The organism is Pigmentiphaga sp. H8, from assembly GCF_003854895.1.
Taxonomy (GTDB): Bacteria; Pseudomonadota; Gammaproteobacteria; order Burkholderiales; family Burkholderiaceae_B; genus Pigmentiphaga.
Map to the genome: position 1 here is coordinate 4,886,481 of NZ_CP033966.1, position 22,311 is coordinate 4,908,791.

At 68.4% G+C, this 22,311-nt stretch carries 24 protein-coding genes; 10 read left to right on the top strand and 14 right to left on the bottom strand.

Annotation, left to right across the window (positions count from 1 at the left end; genetic code table 11):
* Nucleotides 1-362 precede the first annotated feature (362 nt).
* Nucleotides 363-896 carry a histone H1-like DNA-binding protein gene (locus tag EGT29_RS22980; RefSeq protein WP_124691162.1) on the top strand — a complete coding sequence of 178 codons (534 nt, stop codon included), beginning with the start codon at nucleotides 363-365 and terminating at the stop codon, nucleotides 894-896.
* Nucleotides 897-1,266: 370 nt separating this feature from the next.
* Complete coding sequence (locus EGT29_RS22985; protein ID WP_124691163.1) at nucleotides 1,267-1,824, top strand: YggT family protein; 558 nt, start codon at nucleotides 1,267-1,269, stop codon at nucleotides 1,822-1,824.
* A gap of 42 nt (nucleotides 1,825-1,866) precedes the next feature.
* On the opposite strand, the gene EGT29_RS22990 is transcribed toward EGT29_RS22985, so the two are convergent.
* The 9 genes from EGT29_RS22990 to EGT29_RS23030 form a co-directional block, all read right to left on the bottom strand.
* Nucleotides 1,867-2,367, bottom strand: coding sequence for a glycine zipper 2TM domain-containing protein (locus tag EGT29_RS22990; protein ID WP_124691164.1), 501 nt, complete (start codon nucleotides 2,365-2,367; stop codon nucleotides 1,867-1,869).
* Nucleotides 2,368-2,531: 164 nt separating this feature from the next.
* Nucleotides 2,532-3,488 (bottom strand): carbohydrate kinase family protein, encoded by a 957-nt coding sequence (locus EGT29_RS22995; RefSeq protein WP_124691165.1) that lies wholly within the window; start codon nucleotides 3,486-3,488, stop codon nucleotides 2,532-2,534.
* A 5-nt stretch (nucleotides 3,489-3,493) separates the two neighbouring features.
* A complete protein-coding gene (locus tag EGT29_RS23000) occupies nucleotides 3,494-4,684 on the bottom strand; it encodes a zinc-ribbon and DUF3426 domain-containing protein (RefSeq protein ID WP_124691166.1) in 1,191 nt (396 codons plus the stop codon).
* 12 nt (nucleotides 4,685-4,696) lie between these two features.
* Nucleotides 4,697-5,590, bottom strand: a complete 894-nt coding sequence (gene prmA / locus EGT29_RS23005) for a 50S ribosomal protein L11 methyltransferase (RefSeq protein WP_124691167.1) — start codon at nucleotides 5,588-5,590, stop codon at nucleotides 4,697-4,699.
* Between the two features lie 15 nt (nucleotides 5,591-5,605).
* A complete protein-coding gene (gene accC, locus EGT29_RS23010) occupies nucleotides 5,606-6,955 on the bottom strand; it encodes an acetyl-CoA carboxylase biotin carboxylase subunit (RefSeq protein ID WP_124691168.1) in 1,350 nt (449 codons plus the stop codon).
* Between the two features lie 168 nt (nucleotides 6,956-7,123).
* Nucleotides 7,124-7,585 (bottom strand): acetyl-CoA carboxylase biotin carboxyl carrier protein, encoded by a 462-nt coding sequence (gene accB, locus EGT29_RS23015; protein WP_124691169.1) that lies wholly within the window; start codon nucleotides 7,583-7,585, stop codon nucleotides 7,124-7,126.
* Between the two features lie 22 nt (nucleotides 7,586-7,607).
* On the bottom strand, nucleotides 7,608-8,042 hold the full coding sequence (gene aroQ / locus EGT29_RS23020; RefSeq protein WP_124691170.1) for a type II 3-dehydroquinate dehydratase: 435 nt from the start codon (nucleotides 8,040-8,042) through the stop codon (nucleotides 7,608-7,610).
* A gap of 138 nt (nucleotides 8,043-8,180) precedes the next feature.
* Nucleotides 8,181-8,711 carry a TlpA disulfide reductase family protein gene (locus EGT29_RS23025; protein WP_238160178.1) on the bottom strand — a complete coding sequence of 177 codons (531 nt, stop codon included), beginning with the start codon at nucleotides 8,709-8,711 and terminating at the stop codon, nucleotides 8,181-8,183.
* Nucleotides 8,712-8,788: 77 nt separating this feature from the next.
* The gene (locus tag EGT29_RS23030) at nucleotides 8,789-9,406 is read right to left on the bottom strand and encodes a hypothetical protein (protein WP_124691172.1); all 618 of its coding nucleotides are present in this window, start codon (nucleotides 9,404-9,406) and stop codon (nucleotides 8,789-8,791) included.
* Nucleotides 9,407-9,518: 112 nt separating this feature from the next.
* Here EGT29_RS23030 and mpl point away from each other — a divergent pair, with 112 nt between their 5' ends.
* The 3 genes from mpl to EGT29_RS23045 are packed head-to-tail and all read left to right on the top strand — an operon-like array spanning nucleotide 9,519 to nucleotide 13,586.
* The gene (gene mpl, locus EGT29_RS23035) at nucleotides 9,519-10,919 is read left to right on the top strand and encodes a UDP-N-acetylmuramate:L-alanyl-gamma-D-glutamyl-meso-diaminopimelate ligase (RefSeq protein WP_124691173.1); all 1,401 of its coding nucleotides are present in this window, start codon (nucleotides 9,519-9,521) and stop codon (nucleotides 10,917-10,919) included.
* Entirely contained in the window at nucleotides 10,916-11,530 is a 615-nt protein-coding gene (locus EGT29_RS23040) for a YqiA/YcfP family alpha/beta fold hydrolase (protein WP_124691174.1), read from the top strand. Before mpl ends, EGT29_RS23040 begins: the two co-directional genes overlap by 4 nt.
* Nucleotides 11,531-11,537: 7 nt before the next feature.
* Nucleotides 11,538-13,586 carry a ribonuclease catalytic domain-containing protein gene (locus EGT29_RS23045; RefSeq protein WP_124691175.1) on the top strand — a complete coding sequence of 683 codons (2,049 nt, stop codon included), beginning with the start codon at nucleotides 11,538-11,540 and terminating at the stop codon, nucleotides 13,584-13,586.
* A gap of 37 nt (nucleotides 13,587-13,623) precedes the next feature.
* Here the strand turns inward: EGT29_RS23045 and EGT29_RS23050 are convergent, their stop codons facing one another.
* Genes EGT29_RS23050 through EGT29_RS23070 form a run of 5 tightly spaced genes read right to left on the bottom strand, consistent with a single transcriptional unit; the run spans nucleotide 13,624 to nucleotide 17,902 of the window.
* On the bottom strand, nucleotides 13,624-14,277 hold the full coding sequence (locus tag EGT29_RS23050) for a GntR family transcriptional regulator (RefSeq protein WP_124691176.1): 654 nt from the start codon (nucleotides 14,275-14,277) through the stop codon (nucleotides 13,624-13,626).
* Between the two features lie 32 nt (nucleotides 14,278-14,309).
* Complete coding sequence (locus tag EGT29_RS23055; protein WP_124691177.1) at nucleotides 14,310-14,726, bottom strand: RidA family protein; 417 nt, start codon at nucleotides 14,724-14,726, stop codon at nucleotides 14,310-14,312.
* A 22-nt stretch (nucleotides 14,727-14,748) separates the two neighbouring features.
* Nucleotides 14,749-15,687: an alpha/beta hydrolase gene (locus tag EGT29_RS23060; protein WP_238160180.1), complete on the bottom strand. Its 939-nt coding sequence runs from the start codon at nucleotides 15,685-15,687 to the stop codon at nucleotides 14,749-14,751.
* Nucleotides 15,674-16,891, bottom strand: coding sequence for an NAD(P)/FAD-dependent oxidoreductase (locus tag EGT29_RS23065; protein WP_124691178.1), 1,218 nt, complete (start codon nucleotides 16,889-16,891; stop codon nucleotides 15,674-15,676). Before EGT29_RS23065 ends, EGT29_RS23060 begins: the two co-directional genes overlap by 14 nt.
* A gap of 18 nt (nucleotides 16,892-16,909) precedes the next feature.
* Nucleotides 16,910-17,902, bottom strand: a complete 993-nt coding sequence (locus EGT29_RS23070) for a tripartite tricarboxylate transporter substrate binding protein (RefSeq protein ID WP_124691179.1) — start codon at nucleotides 17,900-17,902, stop codon at nucleotides 16,910-16,912.
* A 216-nt stretch (nucleotides 17,903-18,118) separates the two neighbouring features.
* Between EGT29_RS23070 and EGT29_RS23075 the strand changes: the two genes are divergently transcribed.
* Genes EGT29_RS23075 through mtgA form a run of 5 tightly spaced genes read left to right on the top strand, consistent with a single transcriptional unit; the run spans nucleotide 18,119 to nucleotide 22,160 of the window.
* Entirely contained in the window at nucleotides 18,119-18,526 is a 408-nt protein-coding gene (locus tag EGT29_RS23075; protein WP_124691180.1) for a VOC family protein, read from the top strand.
* Between the two features lie 56 nt (nucleotides 18,527-18,582).
* Nucleotides 18,583-19,533: an NAD(P)-dependent oxidoreductase gene (locus EGT29_RS23080; protein ID WP_124691181.1), complete on the top strand. Its 951-nt coding sequence runs from the start codon at nucleotides 18,583-18,585 to the stop codon at nucleotides 19,531-19,533.
* A gap of 17 nt (nucleotides 19,534-19,550) precedes the next feature.
* Nucleotides 19,551-20,534 (top strand): energy transducer TonB, encoded by a 984-nt coding sequence (locus EGT29_RS23085; RefSeq protein WP_124691182.1) that lies wholly within the window; start codon nucleotides 19,551-19,553, stop codon nucleotides 20,532-20,534.
* Nucleotides 20,534-21,373: a shikimate dehydrogenase gene (gene aroE, locus EGT29_RS23090; RefSeq protein ID WP_124691183.1), complete on the top strand. Its 840-nt coding sequence runs from the start codon at nucleotides 20,534-20,536 to the stop codon at nucleotides 21,371-21,373. Before EGT29_RS23085 ends, aroE begins: the two co-directional genes overlap by 1 nt.
* A 1-nt stretch (nucleotide 21,374) precedes the next feature.
* A complete protein-coding gene (gene mtgA / locus EGT29_RS23095; RefSeq protein WP_124691184.1) occupies nucleotides 21,375-22,160 on the top strand; it encodes a monofunctional biosynthetic peptidoglycan transglycosylase in 786 nt (261 codons plus the stop codon).
* Nucleotides 22,161-22,311: the final 151 nt, after the last annotated feature.

The window sequence follows — 22,311 nt, forward strand, 5'->3', positions numbered from 1 at the left end:
TCAGGCGCCCTCGGGCGCCCGGCAGGGCCCGGATGAGTTCAGACGCGGCGGTTGGGGCAGGCCCCCTCGCCCAGCGCACCATCCGGCCCCTGCGCATGTTGCTTTGTCGAAGACAAAGCATAGGCGGCCGGGCAAACGGGGGTGTCATCCGGCAGGCGGGAAACCGTCTGCCAAGTCATTCGACATGGGTCGCACCGGGTGCGGGGTATGTCGAATGGCTGTGTAAAGCATTCATTAGCGCAAACTGATTCCGCTGTTGAGGTTTCGTTCACCAGCAGGGCTTGCGCCGATGAATAGCCCGTGAGGATGGTCCGAGCGGGTTCGTGTTCTGGGTCCCTGAACGTCTCGTAAAGGAGCAGACCATGGCGACAGCCAAAAAGGCCGCGAAGAAAGCGGTAGCCAAGAAAGCCCCGGCTAAGAAAGCCCCGGCCAAGAAGGCGGCAGTGAAGAAGGTTGCGGCGAAGAAGGCTCCGGCCAAGAAAGCCGCGGTGAAGAAGGTTGCGGCCAAGAAGGCCCCGGCCAAGAAAGCCGCAGTGAAGAAGGTTGCAGCCAAGAAGGCTCCGGCCAAAAAGGCTCCGGCCAAGAAAGCCGCAGTGAAGAAGGTTGCGGCCAAGAAGGCCCCGGCCAAGAAAGCCGCAGTGAAGAAGGTTGCAGCCAAGAAGGCCCCGGCCAAGAAAGCTGCCGCCAAGAAGCCTGCTGCGAAGAAGGCCCCGGCCAAGAAGGCTGCCGCTGCCAAGAAGCCTGCGGCGAAGAAGCCTGCGGCCAAGAAGGCGGCTCCCAAGAAGCCTGCTGCCAAAAAGCCTGCCCCTGCGCCCTCGACCGCGGCTGCGCCGGGCGCGAAAACGGCGCTCAACCCTGCCGCTGCTTGGCCCTTCCCTACGGGCAGCCGCCCGTAAGCCCTAATCGGAGCGCCTTGCGCTCTGGTTCAAACCCCGCCAAGGTGCAAGCTTTGGCGGGGTTTTTTGTGGCCCCCCTACGCCCTTCGGGCGCCCCCCAGGGGGCGATGCGGGTGGACCGGCGGAGCCGGATCCACCGCATCCTGGGTCTAGTACCGCTGTCTTGAGTTGTGGCGCCGGTGCTTCGCTGGCTGCCAGCGGTAGCAACCGTGCTTCTATCCAAGATAGTTTCCCTAGACCCAGGAAACCGCGGATCTGGCTTTGCCAGTCCGCCGGTTTCGCCCCCTGGGGGGCGCCCGAAGGGCGTAGGGGGGAGCTATAATCTTTTGCTTACAGCCTGCTGAATAGCAGTACGGTACCCGGAGTCCTCATGGTTGGCGATATCGCCCGTTTTCTGCTCAACGTCGTTTTCACCCTTTACGGGGCCGTGCTGCTGCTGCGGCTGTGGCTGCAGTTCGTGCGGATGCCGCCGTACAACCCGGTTTCGCGCACCGTGTTCCAGGTTACCGACTGGGTGGTGATTCCGCTGCGGCGGGTGCTGGGGGGGCGGGGTGGCGTGGATTGGGCCAGCCTGGTGGCGGCCTGGTTGACGGCACTGGTCTATCTCACGGCCATCATGCTGGTGGCGGGCGGCAATCCGCTTTCCATGCTGCCCGAGGGGCTGTGGATCGCGTTGATGCTGATGCTGAAGTGGTCCATCAACCTGGTGATGTGGGTCACGCTGCTGATGGTGATCCTGTCGTGGGTCAATCCCGGCGCGCCGGCGATGCCGGTCCTTCAGGCGCTGACGGCGCCGCTGCTCGATCCGATCCGGCGCGTGCTGCCTTCGTTGGGAAGCCTGGACTTGTCGCCGCTGGTCCTGTTCTTGCTGACGCAGATCGCGCTGATGGTGCTGTCGCGCATCGGCCTGCCCATCTTCGGGTTGTGACGCCCGGCGGACGCAGGGCAGGCAGCGCCCGCCCTGCCCGCCTTACAGGTGCGTGACGCGGGTGGCGCCGGTGCCGCTCAGCACACGCACGCGATCCCCGACATAGAACATCTCGTCGGCTTCCTGCACGATGGAGCGCATTTCTCCATTCTGGAAGCGGACGGTAATCTCCAGCCCCTCGCGCTTGGACATGCCGCCTTCCACGGCCTGCCCGGCGATGCCGCCGGCGATCGCGCCCAGTACCGACGTGATGATCTGGCCACGGCCCCCGCCTATGCTGCTGCCGGCCACGCCGCCGACGATGGCGCCGCCGGCCGTGCCCACGCCGGTCTGGCCGCGGTCGATCGTGACGCGCCGCACCGACTCCACCGTCCCCATGCGCACTACCTGCTCGCGCTGCGCCTGGTTGCGGTCATAGACCGACGCCGAGTTGCTGCCCGTCGCGCATCCGGCCAGAAGCGCCAGCGCGGACAACGCGGCGGCCACGGCCAGAACGCGCCCGCGTCCGGCAGCCAGGGAAAGAGACGAATTGTTTGGATTCATAGAGCCATCCTGATGGAAAAGCGGAGAAACGCCGCAGCGCCCTCTTTTTGGTATGAAACAAAGGTCTTGGACTGGATTTATACCCTGTCGGTTCGCCCCCCGGCCCGTGGGCGCCCGCCCCGGACCGGCCAGGTTGTTTCAAACCATGACCGCGATGGGCCGCGTCAGCCCTGGGGCAACGAAAGTCCGTAGCTGCGTTCCAGGCGCGACGAAATCTCTTCGCGGCTGATCTGATGGTTCTGCGGGCCGCGGCAGGCGATCTTGATCGCGCCCATCAGACTGGCCAGCTTGCAGCAATCTTCCCAGCGCCAGCCCACCGTCAGCCCGTACAGCAGGCCGGCGCGGTAGGCGTCGCCGCAGCCGGTGGGATCCACCACGGCCTCGGCCTTGACGGGGTCGATCTGGATCTCGTGGCCGCCGGTCAGCAGCGTCGAGCCCTTCTCGCCCCGGGTCACGATGGCCGCCTGCAGGCCGGCGGCAATGTCGGCCATGCTGCGGCCCGTGCGCTGCTCGACCACATGGGCCTCGTAGTCGTTGACCGTCAGCACCTGCGCGAGCGCCAGCATTTCCTCCAGGTCCTCGCCGCTGAACAGCGGCATGGCCTGGCCCAGGTCGAAGATGAAGGGAATGCCTTGCGCGTGCAACCGCCGGGCATGCGCGAACATGCCGTCCTTGGCGTCGGGCGCGACGATGCCCCAGACGCCGGGCGCCCCGGTCAGGTCGTTGGTGGCCGCCGCCGACATGGCGCCGGGGTGGAAAGCGGTGATCTGGTTGTCCGCCAGGTCGGTCGTGATGAAACACTGCGCGGTGAAGGTGTCGGGAACGACCTTGACCCAGTCGACGTTGGTGCCTTGCTCGCGCATGCGGTGCAGGTAGTCGCCCGCGTCCTCGCCCACGGTGGCCACCGGCACGGGCGTGCCGCCCAGCAGCCGCATGTTGTAGGCGATGTTGCCCGCGCAACCGCCATACTCCTTGCGCATGGACGGCACCAGGAAGGAGACGCTGAGTGCGTGGACCTGCTCCGGCAGGATGTGTTCCTGGAATTTGCCTTCGAACACCATGATCGTATCGAACGCAACGGAGCCGCAGATGATGACGGGAGCGGTTTCGGGATGGGCCATGGCGGTCACGGATAGAAGATGGCGACGCGATAGCCGGTGGCGTGGGCGTCGAGGGTTTCGATGGGAATCCGCAGGACCCGCTCCTGGAGCGGCCCCAGGGGCTGGGCGAAGTCGCGGGGCGACAGGTAGACCGACGGCAGCAGGACCCGGCGTGCGGCTACCGCGTCGGACAGGTCCATCAGCGACAGTTCGATGGCGGGCCACGACTGCGGGAACGTGGCGCGGTTGCGCAGCACCATCCGCAGCGCCAGTTGGCGCGTGGGCAGGACGACTTCCGAGGATTCGCCCGGAGCCGACTCGGCCACGTCGGCGATGGGCGGCGCGAACCCGGGCGACTCGGGCGACCAGGGCTCGACGGACGACGATTCGATGACCAGCAGTTCCGGGGCGCGGGGATAGCCCACGGTGCACTGCCAATGCTGGCACAGCCGCTCCATGCCGGGGCGGAGCATGGGCACACGGGTCGCGATCTCGGCGCGGAAGATCCAGGCCGCCTGCGCCAGCAGGACCAGCAGCGCGATCAGCGCGGCCAGGCCCCACAGCCACTGGGCACGCCGACGGCGCTGCCGGATCTCTTCGTCTAGGAAATCGGGCGCATCTGCGCCGCGCGGCTCCTGCGCGCGTGGACGGGAGTCGCCCACGATGGGGGCGTGGGCGTCATCGGCGGCGGGTTCCTGCCCGGGCTCCACGCCCGGCTCGGCCGGGACTTCATCCGGCATGCCGACCGGCGCAGCGCGACGAGACCGCAATACCGAAGGCAGGGTGCCGTCGGCCGTTTCGTCCGACGCTTGCGGCACAGCATCGACCGCGATCGAAGCGGGCTCGGCCCCGGACGGCGAGGCCTCGCGGATGGGCGGATCGACGGGCTCGTTGCCAGCACCGGCCGGCAACGCGGAGAACGGCGGCACGGGTTCCGGCGCGAAAGACGGCTCGTCGTCGTCCGGCGCGGGAGCGACCAGCCCTTCCCCGCGCCGGCGCAGCACGTGCGGCTCGGCCGGCACCTCGGGCGGGGAGACCGGCCCGGCGGCCACCGGGCGCGGCGCGCCCCCGGCCGGGTCCAGCTCGATCAGGCTCTGGCTGCTATCGAAGACTTCGTTGCAGACCCCGCAGCGCACCCAGCCGCCGCGCAGCTTGATCTGGTCGGGAGCCACCCGGAACGCCGTGGCGCACTGGGGGCAGCGAGTGGCGAGCGTCATGCCTGGCGTCCGTCAGGCGGGACGCTGCCCGTGCAGGCAGACCCAGCCGTCCAGCGCGCGCCAGACCTTCATCTCGATCCACGGGGCGTACGCCTGCGCGACTTCGTCGGCCTGCCGCTCGAGCACGCCCGACAGAATCAGGTCGCCGCCCGGCAGCACGCGGTCGCACAGCATGGGCGCGAGCACCTTGAGCGGATTGGACAGGATGTTGGCGACCACCACGTCGGCGCGCCAGCCCTGGCGCACGTCGGGCAGTCCGGTCAGGACCTCGACTTCGTTGGCCTGGGCGTTGGCCTGGGCGGACTGGACCGCCTGCGGGTCGATGTCGATGCCCACGGTTTCGCCGGCACCGAGCTTGCGCGCGGCGATCGCCAGGATGCCCGATCCGCAGCCGTAGTCCAGCACGCTGCGGCCGGCCTGCAGGTTGGCGGCCAGCCAGGCCAGGCACAGATGGGTGGTGGGATGGCTGCCGGTACCGAAGGCCAGGCCCGGGTCCAGGCGGATGGAGATGGTGCCCGGGCGGTCCGGCACCTCGTGCCAGGTCGGCACGATCCAGATCCGGGCATCGACCTCGATGGGCTCGAACTGCGACTGGGTCAGGCGGACCCAGTCGGCATCCGGCACGTCGCGCAATTGCCAGGCGGGGAGCTCGTCGATACCGCAGGCCGCGCAGGCAACCGCCAGCAACTGGGCCGGGTCCTCGCCGTCGGGCAGCAGCGCCACGACGCGATTGCGCGACCAGGCCTGGGTTTCCGGCTCGAGGCCGGGTTCACCGAACAAAGGCCGCTCGGCCTCGGTGCCGAAATCGGCATCCTCGACCGACACCGACAACACGCCCGCTTCCAGCAGCGCGTCGGACAGCGGCTCGGCCAATTGCTCGGGGCAGTCGAACACCAGTTCGCGCATACGGACTCGCTGCCTTCAGTCCGGACGCTGGGACAGGCGATGCTCCAGATAATGGATGTTGGTTCCGCCTTCGATGAAGCGGGCATCCTGGAGCAGTTCGCGATGCAGCGCGATGTTGGTCGAAATGCCGTCGACCGCCATTTCCGACAGGGCGATGCGCATACGCGCCAGCGCCTGGTCGCGCGTATCGCCATAGGCGATGACCTTGGCGATCATGGAATCGTAGTTCGGCGGCACGAAATAGCCGTTGTAGACGTGCGAATCGACGCGGATGCCGGGGCCCCCGGGAACGTGCCAGTTGGTGATGCGGCCCGGGCTGGGGGTGAAGCGGAACGGATCCTCGGCGTTGATCCGGCATTCGATGGCATGCCCGCGGAACACGACGTCGCGCTGGCGCAGCCGCAGCTTCTCGCCGGCGGCGATGCGGATCTGCTCCTGCACCAGGTCCACGCCGGTGATCGCCTCGGTGACCGGGTGCTCGACCTGGATGCGGGTGTTCATTTCGATGAAATAGAACTCGCCGTTCTCGTACAGGAACTCGAACGTGCCCGCGCCGCGATAGCCGATCTTGCGGCAGGCGTCGGCGCAGCGGTCGCCGATGCGGTCGATCAGCCGGCGCGGGATGTGCGGCGCCGGCGCTTCCTCGATGATCTTCTGGTGGCGGCGCTGCATCGAGCAGTCGCGCTCGCCCAGCCAGATCGCGCCGCGCTGGCCGTCGGCCAGGATCTGGATCTCGACGTGGCGGGGGTTCTCGAGGAACTTCTCCATGTACACGTCGGGATTGTTGAACGCGGCCGCGGCCTCGGACCGCGTCATGGTCACGGCGTTGAGCAGCGCGGCCTCGGTGTGGACCACGCGCATGCCCCGGCCGCCACCGCCGCCGGCGGCCTTGATGATGACCGGATAGCCGACCTTGCGGGCGATCTGGATGATTTCCTTCGGGTCCTCGGGCAGCGCGCCGTCGGAACCGGGCACGACGGGAACGCCGGCCGCGATCATGGCCTGCTTGGCGCTGACCTTGTCGCCCATCATGCGGATGGATTCAGGCTTGGGGCCGATGAACACGAAGCCGCTCTTCTCGACCCGCTCGGCGAAATCGGCATTCTCGGACAGGAAGCCGTAGCCCGGGTGGATGGCCTCGGCGTCGGTAACCTCGGCCGCCGAGATGATGGCCGGCATGTTCAGATAGCTCTCGCGCGAAGGCGCGGGCCCGATGCAGACCGACTCGTCGGCCAGCTTGACGTACTTCGCCTCGCGGTCGGCCTCGGAGTGCACGACCACGCTCTTGATCCCCAGCTCGCGGCAGGCGCGCTGGATGCGCAGGGCGATTTCCCCGCGATTCGCGATCAGGATCTTTTCAAACATGAACGAATGTCCTGAAAAAGTCGGACGGCTGGTCGGGGCGCCTTCCTCCGGCGGCGTCGCGGCGGACGATGCCTTGCCGGGACTGGCGCGCCGGTCCCGGCGCCCGACTGATAACACGGTGTGGAGCGCATCAACGGGCAAGGTGTCGATGCGCATGGTGTGGACCGGTCAGCCGATCACGAACAGGGGTTGGCCGAATTCGACCGGCTGGCCGTTCTCGACCAGGATTTCCTTGATGGTGCCGGCCTTGTCCGCCTCGATCTCGTTGAGCAGCTTCATGGCCTCGATGATGCACAGGGGATCGCCTTCCTTGACGGCCTGGCCCACGTCCACGAACGCCGCGGCGCCGGGGTTGGGCGCGCGGTAGAAGGTGCCGACCATGGGCGACTTGACGACGTGGCCCTGGGCCACGACGGGCGCCGGGGCGGGCGCGGCTTCCGGGGCCGGAGCCGGCGCGGCGGCGGCCTGCGGCATGACCTGATAGGCCTGGACCGCCGGCGCGGCGGTGAACTGGCCACCTTGCGCGAACTTGACGATGCGTACCTTGCCTTCGCCTTCGGTGATCTCCAGCTCGGCGATGCCGGACTCGGCAACCAGGTCGATCAAGGTTTTCAGTTTTCTAAGATCCATGGGGCTTCCCCAGTAATTTTCTTCAATGCGACAGCGCGTAGCGCACGGCCGCTTCATAGCCATCGGCGCCCAGCCCGGCGATCACGCCCACGGCCAGGTCGGAAAAATAAGAACGGTGCCTGAAGGCTTCCCGCTTGTGCACGTTCGACAAATGAACTTCGATGAACGGCACCGCCACCGCCGCAAGCGCGTCCCTGACCGCCACGCTGGTATGCGTGTAGGCCGCCGGATTGATCACGATGAAATCGACACCTTCGCCCGCGGCCGCCTGGATGCGGTCGACCAGCGCACCTTCGTGGTTGCTCTGGAACGAGGCGAGCGATGCGCCGTGCTGCTGTGCCAGGGCCAGCAGCCGTGCATCGATGTCGGCCAGCGTCGTCGCACCATAGATACCGGGCTCGCGCGTGCCGAGCAGATTCAGATTCGGGCCGTGCAAAACCAGGATGCGATGGGCCATATGCCTGCGATGCGATACGGAAGGGCGCGATTTTTACGCAAAACACGCCATATTGTCTATCAATTGTAACGAATTCGACGATTCTGCCTATGTCGGGAACATCCCGCGCCGGGGATGCCCCGGGGATCCGCACCGCATTCAGGCAGTCTTGAGCACGCCCCGCAGGGTGTCGGGCTTGATCCGGCCGGAATACTGATGGATTACTCCCCCTTTTTCGTCGATCACTACCGTATACGGCAGGCCGCCGCTGGCGTTGCCCAGCTCGCGCGCCAGTTCCGTACCGACATTGCCGGCGATCAGCAAAGGATAACCCACGGGCACCTTTTCGACGAATTTCCGCATGTTGGCGGCCGAATCGATGCCGATCCCGACAAACTGCGCCGTATTGGCGAACTCCTTGTGCAACATGTCCAGTTCCGGCATCTCGTCCACGCAGGGCGGGCACCAGGTGGCCCAGAAATTCACCACCAGGCGCTGTCCCCGCCATTGCTGGAACGGATAGGCACGGCCGTCCAGCCCCTCCAGCGTCTGCGCGTACAGGATATTCACCGCCCGGTCGGACGCGGCATCGGGCGCCAGGCGCCACCAGGCCACGCCGCCGCCCACCAGGGCCGCCGCGACGCCCGTGCCGCCGTACACCAGCAGCCGGCGGCGGGAAGACGAGTTCACTGGACTACCCTCCTGTCGCTGCGCGACATCCTCCCCGCGGGAGGTCGCGCGCCCTTCGGGCGGCCGGGCGGGCGCGCTCATGCCGTTTCCCCCTGCATCCGCCCCTCCACGTCGTCCAGCAGCCGGGCGACGGCCCGCGCGTCGCCGCGCTCGGGGCGGCCGTCCGGGCCGGGCTTCAAGGCCCCGCGCAGCGCCAGGCCATCATAGATGCTCAACATGACGCCTTCCTCCTGCCAGAGGAAGTACAGGGCCTCGACCTTGCCGCGGCCGCGGAAATCCGGGCGCTCGCCCACTTCGTATTTGATGCCATGGTTCAGGAGGAATATCTCGACTTCCTTGGACGAATCGGCGAAGCACTGCAGGGCGATGTCGGAATGCTCGCCGGCGGTGCCGTTCCAGACAGGACCGACCAGGTAGGGCTGGAATCGTTCCAGCAGGTCCATGACCGACAGCGCCACCCGCCGCAGCCTGGCGAGGCGCGCGGGCTGGGTATCCCCCATGAACAAGGCCTGATATTCGCGGACCTCGCTCTCTATTTCGTCATTGTCCGGCAGCACGTCGCCGCGGGGCAGGCTGCCCGCCCCGACCAGCTGCTTGACCGCCTTGCGCTTGGCCGTGCTGTAGTCCAGGCCGTCCTCGGCGATCATCCGGGCCGCGGCGGCGGCGATTTCCTGGCGCAAAGAAGAAAACGACATGATTGCTCCGAGGAGGTGACCCCGACATCATACTTCGTCCCCGGTCCGACCCGCGGCGGCCCGGTCCGGCCCGGGCGTCTACAATCCATACCCCGACCGGAAGCAGGCAACCATGCATCTACACATACTCGGCATCTGCGGCACCTTCATGGGCGGCCTGGCGCTGATCGCGCGGGCGGCCGGGCACCGCGTCACCGGCTGCGACGCCGGCGTCTACCCGCCCATGAGCACCCAGCTCATGGAACAGGGCATCGAACTCATCGAAGGCTTCGACGCGAGCCAGACGGCGCTGAAGCCGGACCTGTTCGTGGTCGGCAACGTGGTAAGCCGCGGCAATCCGCTGATGGAAGCCATCCTGAACGAGGGGCTGCCCTACACCTCCGGTCCGCAATGGCTAGGCGAGCACGTGCTGCCCGGCCACCACGTGCTGGCCGTGGCCGGCACGCACGGCAAGACGACGACGACCTCGATGCTGGCCTGGATCCTGGAATCGGCCGGACTGCAGCCGTCCTTCCTGGTGGGCGGCGTGCCGCAGGACTTCGGCGTATCGGCGCGCCTCCTGCCCGGCCGGGGCGCCGCGCGGCCGGTATTCGCGATCGAAGCCGACGAGTACGACACGGCCTTCTTCGACAAGCGCTCGAAGTTCGTCCACTACCGGCCCCGCACCGCCATCCTGAACAACCTGGAATACGATCACGCCGACATCTTCCCGGATCTGGCCGCGATCGAAACCCAATTCCACCACCTGGTGCGGACCATCCCCGGCCAGGGGCGGGTCGTGGCGCCCACCCGCACGCCCGCCATCGATCGGGTGCTGGCGCGCGGATGCTGGTCGGAAACGGTCACATTCGGCGCCGAAGGCGACTGGCAGGCGGGGCCGGAGGACGCCTCGGGCACCTTCGAGGTCGTCCACCGGGGCAGGTCCGCTGGCCATGTGGCCTGGACGCTGAGCGGCGAACACAACCGGATGAACGCCCTGGCGGCCATCGCGGCGGCCGAGCACGCGGGGGTCGCCCCGGCGGACGCCGTGGCGGCCCTGAGCCGCTTCGCGGGGGTCAAGCGCCGCATGGAGCTGCGCGGCACCGTGGACGGCGTGCGGGTCTACGACGACTTCGCCCACCATCCCACCGCCATCGCCACCACCCTGGCCGGCCTGCGTGCCCGGGTGCCGGGCCAGCGCATCCTGGCCGTGCTGGAACCGCGCTCGAACACCATGAAGCTGGGCGCCATGAAGGCCCAGCTTCCCGGCTCGCTGCAAGACGCCGACCTGGTGTTCTGCTTCGGCGCCCAGGACGGCAAGCACGCGCTGGGCTGGGACCCGGCCGAGGCGCTGGCGCCGCTGGGCGACCGGGCCAGCGGCTGGTCGGACCTGTCCGCCATGGTCGCGGCCATCGCCGCCGCCGCGCGCCCCGGCGACCACGTCGTGGTGATGAGCAACGGCGGCTTCGGCGGCGTGCACGACAAGCTGCTGCGGGCGCTGCGCGAGCGCGCTCCCGGCGCCGGGGGCGCATGATGCTGCTCTACCTGCACGGGTTCCGGTCCTCGCCCGCCTCGGCCAAGTCGCGGCAGCTGGCGCAGGCCATGGCCGAACGCGGCCGCCGGCGCGAATGGGCCTGCCCGCAGTTGCCGGCCAGCCCGCGCGCGGCCATGGAACTGGTCGAGCCGCTGGCGCGCGACATGCAGCAGCATGCGCGCGCGAACGGCGGCGAACTGACCCTGGTGGGCTCCTCGCTGGGCGGCTACTACGCCACCTGGCTGGCCGAACGGCTGGGCTGCCGCGCCGCGCTGCTCAACCCCGTCGTGCACGGGGCGCGCGACCTCGCCACGCAGGTGGGCGAACACCTGTCCTACCACGACGGCCAGCCTTTCAGCTTCACCGCCGGCCACGTGGACGAGCTGCGCGCCTACGCCGTCGCGCGCATCACCCGTCCCTCCCGCTACTATCTATTGGCGGCCACCGGCGACGAAGTGCTGGATTGGCGCGAAATGCGCGACCACTACGCGGGCGCGCGGCAGCACATCATCGAAGGCGGCGACCACGGCATCACCGACTTCGAGCCTTACCTGCCCGGCGTCCTGGCTTTCGCCGACGCCGCGGCAGACGACGAATCACTCCCTGGGTAAACACACGATGCATGTCCTCTACGAGGATGACGGCGGATTCAAGGCCGCCACTGTCCTGAGCGAAACCGACACCAGCCTGCAGGTCGAGGCGGCCAGCGGCAAGCGCAGCAAGATCAAGAAATCCGCGGTCATCGTGCGTTTCGAGCAGCCGTCGCCCGAGGCCCTGCTGAAGGAGGCCGACGCGGCCTCGCAGGACCTGGACCTGGAATTCCTGTGGGAATGCGCGCCCAAGGACGACTTCGACATCCCCGTGCTGGCCGAGGAATACTACGGCCACCCGCCCACCCCGGTGGAACAGGCCGCCATGCTGCTGCGCGTGCACGGCGCGCCGGTCTATTTCCACCGCCGCGGCAAGGGCAAGTACCGCCCCGCCCCGCCCGACATCCTGGCGGCCGCGCTGGCCGCGCTGGAAAAGAAGAAACGCCAGGCCGAACAGCAGCAGGCCTGGGTGGACGAGATCAAGGCCGGCACCCTGCCCGAGCCGCTGGCCCGGCAGGCCGAGACCCTGCTGTTCAAGCCCGACAAGAACACCCTGGAGTGGAAGGCGCTGGACGCCGCCTGCACCCAGTTGCAGAAGCGCCCCGAGCGGCTGCTGATGGACCTGGGCGCCTTCCCCAGCGCGATCGCCATCCACAAGCGCCGCTTCTATACCCAGCAGTTCCCGCGTGGCACGGGCTTCGCCCCGGCCGAGGTGCCCGCCATCACGCGTGAACTGCCGCTGGCCGAGGTCGAAGCCTATTCGGTGGACGACATCACGACCACCGAGATCGACGATGCGCTGTCGGTGCAGGCGCTGGAGGACGGGACGCTGCGGGTCGGCATCCACATCGCCGCCCCGGCCCTGGCCGTCACGCGCGACAGCGACCTGGACGCGCTGGCCCGCGCGCGCATGTCCACCGTCTACATGCCGGGCGCCAAGATCCCGATGCAGCCCGACGAGGTGATCGCCGCCTTCTCGCTGGATGCCGGCCGGCCCGTGCCCGCGCTGTCGCTGTACGTCGTCGCCCATCCCGACACCGGCGAGGTCCTGTCGCACGAATCGCGCATCGAGCGCATCGTCGTGCGCGAGAATCTGCGCCACAACACGCTGGACGATCTGGTCGGCGAAGAACAGCTGGACGACCCCGCCGCCGAACTGCCCTACGGCCACGTCTTCCGCCCGCTGTGGCGGCTGGCCAAGGCCCTGTCCCGCCGCCGCGACGAAGTCCGCGGCAAGCCCGAGTCGAACAACCGGGTCGACTTCAGCTTCTACGTGGACGGCGACCCCGATCACCCCGAGTCGGCGCATGTGCGCATCGAGCAGCGCAAGCGCAACGCGCCGCTGGACCGGCTGGTGGCCGAATACATGATCCTGGCCAACAACCTCTGGGGCGGGCTGCTGTCGTCCTGCGGGGTGCCGGGCATCTACCGCTCGCAGCAGATGGGCCGGGTGCGGATGGGGACCGCCGCGGCGCCCCATGATTCGATAGGCGTGCCGCAGTACGCCTGGTGCACTTCGCCGCTGCGCCGCTATGTGGACCTGGTCAACCAGGGCCAGTTGATCGCCGCCATCGAGCACGGCGTATCGGCACGCCTGGTCGCCCCCTTCAAGCCGCGCGAGGCCGACCTGTACGCCGTCATCAGCGCCTTCGAGGCCAAGTACGGTGCCTATGCCGATTTCCAGCAGGCCATGGAACGCTTCTGGTGCCTGCGCTGGATCAAGCAGCAAGGCCTGCGCCGGATCGAAGCCGTGGTCCTGCGCGAAGACCTGGTCAGGTTGAAGGACGCGCCCTTCTATACCCGCGTGGGCACCCTGCCCGACCTGGAGCGCGGCCGCCACGTCCTGCTGGAAGTGATGGGCGACGACGAACTCGACCTGAGCCTGGACTGCCGCTTCCTGGACGTGGTGGATGCGCAGGGGGACGCCGAGGACATCGAGGACGAGCCGACGGCCGAAGCCGCGGCGGAAATCGCCGAGACCGACGCGGCGGACGGCCCCGACGCCACGGACCAGCGCCTGGACGGCGCGGGCGCGCCCGCCCCTGACGACGGGCCGAAGCCGGAAGAAGGGGCCTGAGGCACCCTGGCCTCAGCGGTCGCCGGCCGGTCCGGGCTCAGGCGTCCTCGTCCTGGCGCGAGCGGATCAGCCGCAGCACGTGATTGCTGAGGCGGGCATGGTGGCTGCGCATGGCGTTGTACGCCGCCTCGCAGTCGCCGCCCAGGATGGCATGGACGATGGGCCCGTGCTCGTCCTGCGACACCGACAGCCGGTCGTGCACGTGGGCCTGGGCCTGGCGGAACGGCGCCAGCCGCTCGCGCAGGTCGGCCACCATCGAGGCCAGCACCTCGTTGTGGGCGCCGGCCAGGATCTGGGCGTGGAACTGGCGGTTGTTGTTCAGATACCCGGCGACGTCCTCGTTCCGGGCGAACTCGGCGCTCTGTTCGTAGATGAACTCGAGCTCTTTCTTCTCCATGGCCGTCATGCATTCGGCGGCGCGGCGCGCGCACAGCGCCTCCAGCTCGCAGTCGGCCTCCAGCAGCTTGGCCAGCTCCTTGACGCCGATGGAGGCGACCACCACGCCCCGGCGCGGCATCACCTCCACCAGCCCCCGGCTGCCCAGTTCGCGCAGGGCCTCGCGGATGGGCGTGCGGGACACGTTGAACTTCTCGGCCAGCGACCGTTCCTCGAGCTTGGTGCCCGGCGGATAGGTGCCGTCGATGATTTGTTCAGCCAGCTGCTTGGATATCTTGGAGGAAATCGTGGACATGACTACCCGATTGGTCAGTAGGCCGCATGCGGTCACGGCCGGGGCCGGCATGCCACCACTTTCATCTCGACGATCATGTCGGGACGCGGAAGCTCGCTGACCGCCACCGTGGTGCGGGTGGGGCCGCCTGCATCGAAATACTCGCCGTAGACCGCATTGTATTTCGGGAAGTCCTTCATATCGGTCAGGAATACCAGGATGTCGATGCAATCGGCCAGGGTCGCGCCGGCCTCGGCCAGCGTGGCCCGCACGTTCTCGATCACCACGCGGGTCTGGACCTCGATGTCGCGGGTCACGCTGCCGTCGGCATGGCGGGTGGCGCCGGCGATGGAGCCGTCGGGCAGCCGGGCGCTGATGCCCGACAGGTAGATGCTGTCGCCCATCGTCTTGTAGTGGGGATACTTGCCCAGCGGCTGGGCGCGGGTGGCAAGCGTGGCGGAATCACTCATGGGGAACCTCGAAGAAGGAAGATCAGGCGATGCTGCGGAAGAAATCCAGGATCTCGCGGCCCAGCGTTTCCTCGCCGCTGTCGAAGTGGGCCACGATGGACGTGTGGTTGTGCCGCATCATCTGCACGAAGCGGGGAACATAGCCGCGCGCGCGGGCCACGCGCTGGCAGAACTCCAGCCCGTAGAGGTCCAGGTAGGGATTCTCGTACTGCGCGATGGCGATCATCACCGGCAGGTCCGACTCGGCGGCGTAGGCCATGGGCGAATCGGTCTCGTGGCGGGCCGGATCCGTGCCGAAGTAGGCCTCGACCGCCCTGGCGTTGGGATTGCCCGGCAGCGTGTCGGCCTGCAGCCGGGCGCTGACCAGCACCGCCCCCAGCACGCCGGGGTCGGGCCGGTAGCCCCGGCGCGGATCGAAGCAATAGGTAGCCACGTGCGTGCCGCCCGCCGAATGCCCGATCAGGAACATGCGGCGGGGGTTGCCGCCGTAGGCGGACACGTGTCCGGCCAGCCAGCTCACGGCGGCGGCCACGTCGTCGGCGCCGCCCGGGAACGGCGCCTCGCCCGCCAGGCGGTATTCCATGTTGACCGCCACCATGCCCTGGCGCGCGAACCAGTACGACACGTTGTCGTAGATATGGCCGTTGGAGCTCTTGGACCCACGGATGAAGGCGCCGCCATGCACGAAGACCACGACATCGGCATCGCGCGCGCCGTCGGGCGTGAAGACGTCCAGTACCTGGCGCGCGCTGTCCCCGTACGGCAGGTCGCGCGCGACGGCGATCCCGTCCTTGGGCGCCGCCGCGACCAGCGGCGAATACAGCTTGACGACCAGGTCGCGGAAGCGGTTGATGTCGGTGCCCCAGACGGGGCCGGCGCGCTCGAGTTCGGCGGCCTGCTCGGGCGGCAGGCTGCCCAGCGTGCGGGTGGGGTCGATCATGGTGTCCTCAGGTGATGGCATTGGCGGTTTCCAGGCTCTCCAGCAGCGAGGCACGGCGCATGTATTGCCGCGCGCCGGCCGGATCGTCCGCGATGCGAGCCAGCTCTTCGAATTTCTTCTGGCGGCTGGGCTCGTCTTTTTCTTCCAGCATTTTCTTGTTGGCGATGGTCTGCGCCTGCACGAAGGCCACCGCGGCATGGCGCCGCTGGCGGCTGTACTGGTCCAGCAGCGCCTCGTCCGCGCCCCGCAGCACCGCGCCCAGCTTGCCGGCCAGGTTGATGGCGTCGTGGATGCCGCCGTTCATGCCCATGCCGCCGATGGGATTGTTGACGTGCGCGGCGTCGCCGGCCAGCAGCAGCCGGCCGCGCCGGAAAACCTGCGCCACGCGCTGGTTCACGCCGTACACGTTGCAATAGGCCACCTCATAGCGCCCGGCCTTGGGGAAGAACTTCTGCAGCCGGGCCTCGACGCCCCGTTCGCTCAGCGCCTCTTCCTCGGACTCGTCCACGCGGGTCGGGAAGATGGCGCGCCATAGCCCTTCCCCGGCCTCGCCACGGACCTTGAACAGGTTGCACCATTCGTCCGGGTCGGAGAAATAGTTGCGATAGGCGTAGTCGGGATGGGCCCCCTGGAAATCGAAACTGGTGGCGATCTTGATGAAACGTTCCTGGTAGGTGAAGCCTTCGAACGGGATGCCGGCGGCCTTGCGCACCGTGCTGCGCCCGCCGTCGGCGCCGATCAGGTAGGCGCCGCGATAGCGCCGTATGCCGTCGGGCCCCCGGGCCGTGATCTCGACGTGGTCGGCATGCTCCTCGACCTGCTCGACCGCATGCCCGTAGCGTACGTCGAAATCCGACTCGTCGGCATACTGCTGCGCGATATCGCCCGTCAGCTTGTACTGCTCGTACTGCAGCACGAAGGGAAAGCGGAAGACGTCCGCCATCGCGCGCAGGTCGAACTCCGCGATCAGCTTGCCGCTGACCCGGTCGCGGTACTGGTAGGTCTCGGACACCAGGCCGCGCGGCACGATGGTCCGGGTCACGTCCAGTTCGTCCAGCATTTCCAGCGTGGTCGGGTGGATGGACGCGGCGCGCTGGTCCTTGACCGGTCCGGGCTCCTGCTCGAACACGGTCACCGGTATGCCCTGCCGGTTCAGCGCCAGCGCGCACACCATGCCCACGGGGCCGGCCCCGACGATGAGAACGCGCTGCTTGTCTGCTTGCATGATGATCCTTCTCCTGGGTTATTGGGGCTTGATGCCGGCCATTTCGATCATCGGCTTCCACACTTCGATGTCGCGGCGAATGCGCTGGGCGAACTGCTCCTTGACCTCGGGCAGCGGGGTGATGCCGGCATCCTCCAGCTTCTTGCGGAAGGCGGGGTCGGCCAGAGCCGCCAGCACCGCACCGGAGATCCGGTCCACGGCTTCGGCCGGCATGCCCGCCGGCCCCAGCAGCCCGTTCCAGGTCTCGACCTCGGGAATGCCGGGTACCGATTCGGCCAGCGCCGGCACGTCCGGCAGCTGCTTGACCCGATTCTTGCTGGATACGCCCAGCAGCCGCACGCGCGCGTCGCGGGCATAAGGCACGACCTCGGACAGGTTGCCGGAATACATGTCGATCTGGCCGGCCACCACGTCGCCCAGCGCCAGCGACGCCCCCTTGTACGGCACTTCCACCACATCGATGCCCGTGTACTTGGCGAAGACCAGCGCCGACAGGTGCGTCAACCCGCCCACGCCGGCGTTCCCCATGTTGAGTTTGCCGGGATTCTTCTTGGCATAGGCGATCAGCTCCTGCACGTTCCGCGCCGGAACCCGGGCGTTGACCGTGATCACGAACGGATTGCCGCCCACGTTGGCGATGGGCACGAAGTGCTTCACCGGGTCGTAGCGGATCTTGTTGGTGAACGGCGCCGTGGATATCTGCGTGAGCGTGCCCATGAACAAGGTGTAGCCGTCGGCCGGCGAACGCGCCACGTATTCCGCCGCGATCAGGCCCGCCGCACCGGCCTTGTTATCGACCACGACCGGCACGTGCAGCGCCTTGCCGAGCTGCTCGCCGATCAGGCGCGCCATCAGGTCGGTGTTGCCGCCGGGTGCATAGGGCACCACGATGGTGATCGGCCGCACCGGCCAGGAGGGTGCGGCCGCGCCGGCCGTGAAGGCCGCCCCCGATGCCGCCATGGCCAGGACCACGGCCCCCGCCTTCATGCAAGACCTGCGTTGCTTTTTCATTCCGAGCTCCAGTTTGGTGGGGTGACCCATGACGCACTCGCCCGAGGCGCCGGGCCACACGGAGACATCCGATGCAACTTACATGCCAAATCACTTTTAGGTATTCACTAAACCAACAACAAAAATCCTTTTCTAATTTTGGTATACCTGTAATATAGAATGGAACACCAAAAAATGGGAAGCCCCCATTCATCCCTCGAACGACCAGGAGCATTCATGGAAAAACTCAGGCACATCGCCCTCTCGGTGGAAGATCCCGAAGCCGCCGCCCAATTCTTCGAAAAAGCCTTCGGCATGACGCGGGCCGGCAAGGCCATGCGGGGCGTCTACATGACCGACGGCGTCATGAACGTGGCGCTGCTGAACTTCGCCAACGAGACCGTGCCCGGCTACGCGGGCCTGAAGGACGTGCGCGGCGTGATCCACTTCGGCATGTGGGTCGACGACCTGGAAGCCGCCGAGAAGCGCATCACCGAAGCCGGCGGCACCTACCTGACCGGCCGCAAGGAAACCGACCCCAACGTGTTTTATGAGGTCAAATACCGGATGCCGGACGGCACGGTCTTCGACATCACGGAAAATGGCTGGAAGGGCGCCGTGAAGGAAGTCAAGCCGGCCGGCTGAAACGTCCGAGCCCCTGCGCCGCGCGCGACGCACCGCCCCATTCCTGGAAGCCCCCGATGACCCGACACGTCCTGACCACCATTCCCCTGCCGCCGGCGCTGCGCGACGGTATCGCGCGCCACTATCACCTGCACGAGAGCGCATCGGACTTCGGCGACGGCGCCACCGCCGACGTCGAAGCGGTGGTCACCAACGGGTCGATCGGCCTGACCGCCGCCCAGATGGACAGGCTGCCCCGCCTGCGGGTGGTCTGCTCCATGGGCGCCGGCACCGAGAACATCGACATCGCCGGTGCCCATGCCCGAGGCATCGTGGTCACGAACGCCCCCGGCGCCAATGCCGCCACGGTGGCCGACCATGCGATCGGCCTGGCCCTCGCGGTCGCGCGGGGCCTGCGGACCCTGGGCAACCGGCTGGCCCGCGGCGAAGCCTGGACCTCCCTGCGCGCGCCCCGCCCCAGCCTGAACAAGTCCCGCGTGGGCGTCATCGGCCTGGGCCAGATCGGCCGGATGGTGGCCGACCGCGCCGCCGCCTGCGGCGCCGACATCGGCTATCACAACCCTTCCCCCAAGCCCGGCGCGCCCGGCACCTACTACGCCGATCCGCTGGAGCTCGCCCGCAACAGCGATTTCCTGTTCGCCTGCTGCCCCGGCGGCCCGCGCACGCGCCACCTGTTGAACCGCGAGATGTTCCAGGCCCTGGGGCCCGGTGGCGTCGTCATCAACGTCTCGCGCGGATCGGTGCTCAAGACCGACGACCTGCTGGAGGCGCTGCGCGCCGGTCAACTGGCCGGCGCCGGGCTGGACGTGCTCGAGGAAGAACCCGAGCCGCCCGCCGCGCTGCTGGCTGAGCTGGCGGGCATGGACAACGTCGTGCTGACGCCCCACATCTCGGGCCGCTCGCCCGCGGCCATCCTGGTGCAGCTCGACATGATGCTGGAGAGCCTGGAAGACGGCCTGGCCGGCCGCCCGCCGCGCTACGCCGTACGGCCATCCGCTTCCGCCTGACGCTTTACAATCGCGGGGTGTCGCATTCCCCCGCTCCCCTCCCCCCTGACGGCAAGCCCGCGGCCTCCGGCCCCCGGCCTTCTTCCACGCAGGATCCGCTGCCGCGCCGGCTTCGGCGCGCCGGCGCGCGCGTCCTCGACCAACTGGCCGAGGACTGGACCACCCGCCCCGACCGGCGCTATCTGATGAGTGCCCTGGCGATCTCGCTGTTCGCCCACCTCATCCTGTTCGCGCTGCATTTCACCGCGCCCCGGCCCACACGCCCCGAGCGCGACGACGGGCTGGAAGTGGTGCTGCTCAACGCCGGCACCGGCCACGCCCCGGCCCAGGCCCAGTTGCGGGCGCAGGTCGCCAGCGACGGCGGCGGCGATGCCGCGTCCGGCCATGCCAAGGCGCCGGTGCCGCACTCGGCCGCCAGCCGCGACGGCAAGCTGCTGGCCGAACTGCAGCAGCGCCAGGCGGCGCTGGAGGCCGAACAGCGCCGCCTGACGGCTTCGCTGTCGCGCGACCACGGCCAGGCGCCCACGCCTCCCGGCCCGCTGGGTGCGCCCGCCCCCGAACGCAACCCCACCCAGGTCCGGGCGGAACAGCTCGCCCGCCAGTTCGCCGAGATCTCCCAGCGCGTCGACGACTACAACAAGCGTCCGCGCCGGCACTTCTTCGCCCCATCCACCTCGGAATACCGCTTCGCGGTGTACGTCGAGCAATGGCGGCAGCGGGTCGAGACGCTGGGCAACCGGAACTATCCGGCCGCCGCCCGCGGCAAGGTGTACGGCTCCCTGCGCATGACGGTATATATACGCAGCGACGGCACCGTCGAACGCATGGACATCGACAAGCCTTCAGAACATAAAATACTGAACGACGCGGCCAGGCGGATCGTCGCGCTGGCCACGCCGTTCGCCCCGTTCCCGCCCCAGATCGCGCGCGACACCGACGTGCTGGCCATCACGCGCACCTGGTACTTCACCAACGACAAGCTACTCGCGAAACCCGGCTGATGTCCTCCGCTCCCGCCCGCTACGCCGTCATCGGCAACCCCGTCGCCCACAGCAAATCGCCCTGGATACACGCGCGGTTCGCCGAGCAGACCGGCCAGGCCCTCACCTACGAGGCCATCTGCGCGCCCGTCGACGGTTTCGCCGCCCAGGTGGCCGGATTTTTCGCGGCGGGCGGCGGCGGACTGAACGTGACCGTTCCCTTCAAGCTGCAGGCCTTCGAACTGGCCCGCGCCCACCTGAGCCCCCGCGCCATGGCGGCCGGGGCGGTCAACACCCTGTGGATGGCGGACGGACGGCTGCACGGCTGCAATACCGACGGCGTCGGCCTGATCGCCGACCTGCGGCGGCTGGGCGCGCGCCTGGCCGGCGCGCGCGTGCTGCTGGCCGGGGCCGGCGGCGCCGCGCGCGGCATCCTGCTGCCGTTGATCGAGGCCGGCTGCGCCCGCATCGACATCGCCAACCGCACGGCGGCCCGCGCCGAGGAACTGGCGGCTGCGTTCCCGGCCGGGCAGGCCGCGCTGCGGGGCAGCGGCTATGCCGACCTGCAGGCCGGCGGCGGCTGGGACCTCGTAATCAATGCCACCGCCAGCAGCCTGGACGACCAGGCCCCGCCCCTGCCCGCCGGCGCCTACGCCCCCGGCGCGATGGCCTACGACCTGATGTACGCCACCCGGCCCACCGCCTTCCTGCGCCAGGCGGTGGCCGACGGCGCCTCGGCCACCGCCGACGGCCTGGGCATGCTGGTCGGCCAGGCGGCCGAGAGCTTCCACATCTGGCGCGGCGTGCGGCCCGATCCGGCACCGGTGCTGGCCGCGCTGCGCAAGCTGCTCTCCGCCTGACATGCCTCCCCGCCGCCCCCCACGCGCCACCCGCCGCCGTCCGCTGGCCGGCCGCGTCGCGGGCATGGCCATGCGCCTGGTGCTGGCCGCGGTGGCGCTGTTGCTGCTGTACCAGGTCTGGCTGTTCGGCTGGGTGCTCTGGTATGCCTACATGCCGCCGGGCTCGACCTCGGTCATGCGCAGCGAGCTTGCGCGCCTGCAGGAGCGCGATCCCCACCGGCGCCTGAACTACCAGTGGGTGGACTACGGCCGCATCAGCAACAACCTCAAGCGCGCCGCCGTCGCCGCCGAGGACGCCAATTTCCTGGAACATGGCGGCATAGACTGGAACGCGGTCGAAAAGGCCTACGACCACAACCGCCAGTTGGCCGAAGCGACCGAACGCGCGATGGCCCGCGGCCGCAAGCCGCCCTCGCGGCCCATGCGCGGCGGCTCCACCATCACCCAGCAGGTCGCCAAGAACCTGTTCCTGTCCAACTCCCGCAACTACCTGCGCAAGGGCCAGGAAGTGGTCATCACCTACATGATCGAACTGGTCATGACCAAGCAGCGCATCCTGGAGCTGTACCTGAACATCGCCGAATGGGGCGAGGGCGTCTTCGGCGCCGAGGCGGCGGCCCGCCACTATTTCAAGACCTCGGCCGCCAACCTGTCGTCCTACCAGGCCGCGCGGCTGGCTTCCATGCTGCCCCGGCCCCGCTTCTACGACAAGAACCGGGGCTCGGCCTACCTTGCCTCGCGCACCGACCGCCTGCTGCGCTGGATGCCGGGCGCGGCCATTCCGTGACGCAATTGCAACCAAGCGCGCCAACTGGCGGAGCCACGCAGACGAATGTCATGTGGCGCGCGTACAATTGCCGCGTCGTCAACTTCGCAGTGCGTGCGTGCTGCTTTCCCGGTATGGCCTCACAGCCACGACCTAGACCCTTACTACCAGC